The sequence below is a fragment of the Nitrospirae bacterium CG2_30_53_67 genome (genome assembly GCA_001873285.1).
Lineage (GTDB): Bacteria > CG2-30-53-67 > CG2-30-53-67 > CG2-30-53-67 > CG2-30-53-67 > CG2-30-53-67.
Genome location: MNYV01000117.1, coordinates 2,025 through 6,697, shown reverse-complemented (window position 1 = coordinate 6,697; position 4,673 = coordinate 2,025). Strand labels below are relative to the sequence as shown.

At 53.5% G+C, this 4,673-nt stretch carries 4 protein-coding genes; all 4 read left to right on the top strand.

Annotation, left to right across the window (positions count from 1 at the left end):
- Positions 1-272: 272 nt before the first annotated feature.
- The 4 genes from AUK29_07245 to AUK29_07230 all read left to right on the top strand — a co-directional run bounded on the left by AUK29_07245 (position 273) and on the right by AUK29_07230 (position 4,540).
- Positions 273-1,190, top strand: coding sequence for a hypothetical protein (locus tag AUK29_07245; protein ID OIP63078.1), 918 nt, complete (start codon positions 273-275; stop codon positions 1,188-1,190).
- A gap of 15 nt (positions 1,191-1,205) precedes the next feature.
- Positions 1,206-2,276, top strand: coding sequence for a peptide chain release factor 1 (locus AUK29_07240; protein ID OIP63077.1), 1,071 nt, complete (start codon positions 1,206-1,208; stop codon positions 2,274-2,276).
- A 253-nt stretch (positions 2,277-2,529) separates the two neighbouring features.
- Positions 2,530-3,399 carry a protein-(glutamine-N5) methyltransferase, release factor-specific gene (locus AUK29_07235; GenBank protein ID OIP63079.1) on the top strand — a complete coding sequence of 290 codons (870 nt, stop codon included), beginning with the start codon at positions 2,530-2,532 and terminating at the stop codon, positions 3,397-3,399.
- A 205-nt stretch (positions 3,400-3,604) separates the two neighbouring features.
- Positions 3,605-4,540: a hypothetical protein gene (locus AUK29_07230; GenBank protein ID OIP63076.1), complete on the top strand. Its 936-nt coding sequence runs from the start codon at positions 3,605-3,607 to the stop codon at positions 4,538-4,540.
- The last annotated feature ends 133 nt before the right edge of the window (positions 4,541-4,673 follow it).

Here is a 4,673-nt window from a genome sequence, read left to right as displayed (position 1 = left end):
TAGCGTCATAAGTCAACGACACCCTGTCATTCCCCGACTCGATCGGGGAATCCAGTCAGTCAAACTGGATTGTCCGGCCTGCCTGTGCCGATGTCACGGCAGACAGGTCGGGCCTGTCCTCCGACCCTCCGATCAAGTCGGAAGGCAAGCTTGATCGGGGGACCGGACAATGACAAACAGCCTAAGACTTCGGTCGTTCGTATAATATGCTTCGGAGATAATGCGCACTCATTTAAGACGCTTAGTATAAATCAGTAGGGGGCATCAGATTTATGAGCAATGAACCGATATCAGTCGGGGGCCAGGCCGTGATCGAAGGGGTTATGATGCGGGCGCCCCACTCGCTGGTTGTGGCAGTCAGAACGCCCTCCGGCAAGATCGAATTCAAAAAGGAAGACCTGCGTCTGCTCTCAGACCGCTATGCCATACTGAAAAAACCGATCCTTCGAGGGGTGGTGGCCCTATGGCAGTCCCTGGTCTGGGGCGTGAAGGCGTTGGATTTTTCAGCTCAGAAGGCCCTAAAAGAAGAAGAGAAAAAGGATTCAGGCGCACTCTCCTTTCTCTTAGCCCTGGTCCTGGGCATCGGGGGGGCGGTGCTCCTCTTCATGGTTCTGCCGCTCTTTCTGACCGGCCTCCTGAGAAAGGTCCTTCCCATCGTGGACCAAAGCTCCCTGGCCTTCAACATGGCGGACGGGGTTATCCGGGTAGCCGTATTCCTGGTCTATGTCATTGCTATATCGGCCATCAAGGATATCCGCCGCCTTTTTCAGTATCACGGCGCAGAACACAAATCCATCTATACCTTTGAGGCCGGCCGCGACCTGACCGTGGCCAATGCAAAAGGGTTTTCCATGCTCCACCCCCGCTGCGGGACCAGTTTCCTTCTGATGGTGATGGTCCTGAGCATCCTGGTCTTCTCCATGATCCCGCACGACAGCTCTTTCTGGATCAAAGGGGGGGCCAGGCTGGCGCTGATTCCGCTGATCGCAGGACTTTCCTATGAGTTCATCAAGTACAGCGCCAAAATGAGAGGGAATCGGATCATGGAAGGGATGATGGCGCCGGGTTTATGGCTGCAGCGTCTGACCACTCGGGAGCCGACCGATGAGATGGTGGAAGTGGCCCTGGCAGCGCTCAAAGAGGCCCTGGATATGGAAGAGGTCAGAAAGTCGGAACCATGGGTCCCATGATCAGGTTTAAAAACCATGTTTAATAAACTCAAAGAAATCAGTGAAAAATTTGAAGAGATCACCCGGCAGATGAGCGATCCGCAGATCATCTCCGATCAGAAGACCTTTCAGAAGCTGGCCAGGGAACATGCCGGCCTATCCGGGATTGTCGAGAAATACCGGGAATACATGAAGGTCGAGGAGGATCTCTCTGCCGCAGAGCAGATCCTTGACCAGTCCAAAGATGATCCGGACATGATCGAGATGGCGAGATTGGAAATCGACAGCCTGAGAAATAAGAAAGCAGTCCTGGAAAAAGAACTCAGGATCATGCTGATCCCCAAAGACCCCAATGATGGCAAGAACATCTTCCTGGAGATCCGGGCCGGCACCGGGGGCGAGGAAGCGGCGCTCTTTGCCGCTGATCTCTTCCGCATGTACACGAGATATGCGGAAAGGAAACGGTGGAGGGTGGAGGTCATGCACGGCAACCCGACGGGCGTGGGAGGATTCAAAGAGATCATTACCCTGATCGAAGGAACCGGAGTCTACAGCCAGTTGAAATATGAGAGCGGCGTACACAGGGTCCAGAGAATTCCGGTTACGGAAGCCGGAGGCCGGATCCATACTTCGGCCGTGACCGTGGCCGTGCTCCCGGAAGCTGAAGACGTCGAGTTGGAAATTGACGCCAAGGATCTCAAGATTGATGTGTTCCGTTCCTCAGGGCCCGGCGGCCAGAGTGTCAATACCACGGACTCGGCGGTCAGGATCACACACCTTCCCTCCGGCATGGTGGTCTCCTGCCAGGATGAAAAGTCCCAGTTAAAAAACAAGAACAAGGGCATGAAAATCCTTCGGGCCAGGCTTTTAGACCAGCTTCAACAGGAGCAGGAACAGAAGATTGCCAAGGATCGAAAATCCCAGATCGGGACCGGGGACCGGAGTGAACGGATTCGAACCTACAACTTTCCGCAGAACCGGATTACCGACCACCGCATCGGTCTCACCCTATACAGGCTCGATGCGATCCTGGAAGGGGATCTTGATGAAGTCATCGGTACCCTGACCAGCACCATGCAGGCCGAGGCCTTGAAAGGTACTCTGTGAAGAAATGAGGGTCTTCTCTAAAAGAGTGAGTGAAAACAAAAGGGGCCAAGGGGTCAAGGATTCCAGGGGTCAAGTGAAGTGCTCAAACACTACACGGGAAAAAACACTGGATTATCTTAGATCCTTATACATCTCTTATGGTTCTAATTGCGAATTGGAGACACAAATAGAGAAAAGCGGGGCACGCGAAGCGTAACCCTGGAATCCTCAAACCCTTTTTACCCACTAAATGGGAGAAAAACCAGAAATGAATATGATCCCTGATTTGTGTCTTGAACAAGACGCCCGTATGTGGATGGCATGGGCCGAGAATCTTCTCTGCTCCTCGGGTGTTCCGAATCCGAGAGTCGATGCCGAAGCCATCATGGCCTCGGCGCTCGGTATGGGCCGGTTGGACCTTTATCTTGATCCAAGGACTCTCAAGGAGTCTGAACGGGGAAATTTTTTCGATCTGGTAAAACGAAGGTGCAGCCGGGAACCTCTGCAGTATATCCTGGGCGAAGTCTCATTCTATGGGCGCAGCTTTCATGTAACCCCTGATGTCCTGATCCCCCGGCCGGAAACCGAACTCCTGGTCGAAGCATGCCTGGGACGCATCAAGAGTCCCCGCCGCATCCTGGATGTGGGCACAGGGAGCGGGTGCATCGCGGTGACCCTGGCGTGCGAGCGCCCGGAGGCCATCGTACTGGCCGTGGACTCGGAAGAGAACGCCCTCTCCGTAGCCCTAAGCAATGCCCGGCGGCATGAAGTCTTAGACCGCGTTCAGATCCTCTGCGGAGATCTGGCGACAGCCATCGGCAGCGGCTGCAGGGCCGACCTAATTGTGGCCAACCTTCCGTATATCCCTTTGCCGGCATTCGATAGACTTCAGACAGAGGTGAGGGATTTTGAACCGGAGTCTGCCCTTTGCGGCGGCGAAGACGGCCTGCTGCTGATCCGGCGGTTGATCGCGGATCTCCCCCGCCTGCTGCAGCCCGCAGGACTGATCGCCCTGGAGATCGGAGAAGACCATGGAGAAGCCGTACAGTCCCTGTTTGAAGAAACTCGTTCATTCGGGAAGGTTGAAGTGATCCAGGACCTTTCCGGCCGTAACCGCATGGCCTTTGCTGTCAGAACCCGTTGAACAGAGCGTCATCAATCAGCAGTACGATGTCATTCCACGACTCGATCGGGGAATCCAGCTAATAAAGGAATGGATGCCGGATCAGGTTCGGTATGACAAACGGTTTCGGAACTTGTATATGATACGTTTTGGAAACAATGCGCAAGCATTTAAAACACCGAGTATAACAAGGTCAAAAGCGTTCAATCCCTGAAACGGTCAAACTATGGATAACCGTCCGAGAAAATTCCTGGAGTCCCCTTACCTCTGGTTCGTTGTCGCAACGGTTGGGACCCTGTTTTTCTTTTCTTCCCTGATCCCTATGATCATCTCGCCGGTCTTCCTTGTCCTGACCACGTGGAAATACGGGCACAGGATGGGACTTGCGGTCGCAGCGTTGAGCACTTTTTTCGTGCTCTTTCTTTTCAATCTGCCGGTAGCGGCCTTTTTTTTCACACAGTTTGTGATGGTCGGCATCCTTCTGGGCCACGGACTCAGGCGCAAAGCACCTCCCGTGGGCCTTCTCTTTACCACGACGCTGATCTCCACGCTCCTGGTGATGGCCGCCGGAGCGGGCTATCTCTATCATGGACCCGTCCCTTTTTCCGAGATGATTCAACAGGGAGGCGATGCCGTAAAACTTGCCTTGGAAGAGAGCGTCAAACGCCTGCATCCCGACCCGGACGAGCTGGCGCGTTACCGGGAAAGCATGATGGCCATGCTCTCTTTTGTTAAAAACGCCTTTCCCGCTCTTCTCTTTATCAATGCTTTTTCCATCGTCTACCTGAGCCTTCTCGTCCCCCTGCATTATGCAGATCGGCTCGGCCTTGACCGGTCCCATATTCCTCCCCTCAAAGAGATCTCCATCCCCTTCGTCTGGGTCTGGGGGCTCATCCTTTCCGGACCACTTTATCTTTTTAATGTCCCCTATCTGAAGTGGGCGGGCCTGAACGTTGCGCTGATCTTCCTGCTGGCCTACCTGATGCAGGGATATGCGATCCTTTCTTTTTACCTGAACAAGACACGCCTTCCCGGAATCTTTAAAGGCGTCCTTTATCTCACCTGCCTGATCAACGTATCCCTGATGATCACACTATGTGGGGTGGGTCTTTTCGATACTTGGTTCAATTTCCGCAAAAGGTTTCCGGCCCCGCGTCAGTAACCATCTTCCGTAGTTATTAGGGGATTTCAGGTGAAAACTCTCCAATAATCACACAAAAACAATCCTTGACAACTGATAAGATGTTCATTAGGATGGTGTATCATGCTGGTGCATTACGGAGGTGCTATATGAG

What these genes read in the sequence shown, in the direction of transcription:
- AUK29_07245 (OIP63078.1), top strand. Translation starts at nt 273, where the DNA reads ATGAGCAATGAACCGATATCAGTCGGGGGCCAGGCCGTGATCGAAGGG.
- AUK29_07240 (OIP63077.1), top strand. Translation starts at nt 1,206, where the DNA reads ATGTTTAATAAACTCAAAGAAATCAGTGAAAAATTTGAAGAGATCACC.
- AUK29_07235 (OIP63079.1), top strand. Translation starts at nt 2,530, where the DNA reads ATGATCCCTGATTTGTGTCTTGAACAAGACGCCCGTATGTGGATGGCA.
- AUK29_07230 (OIP63076.1), top strand. Translation starts at nt 3,605, where the DNA reads ATGGATAACCGTCCGAGAAAATTCCTGGAGTCCCCTTACCTCTGGTTC.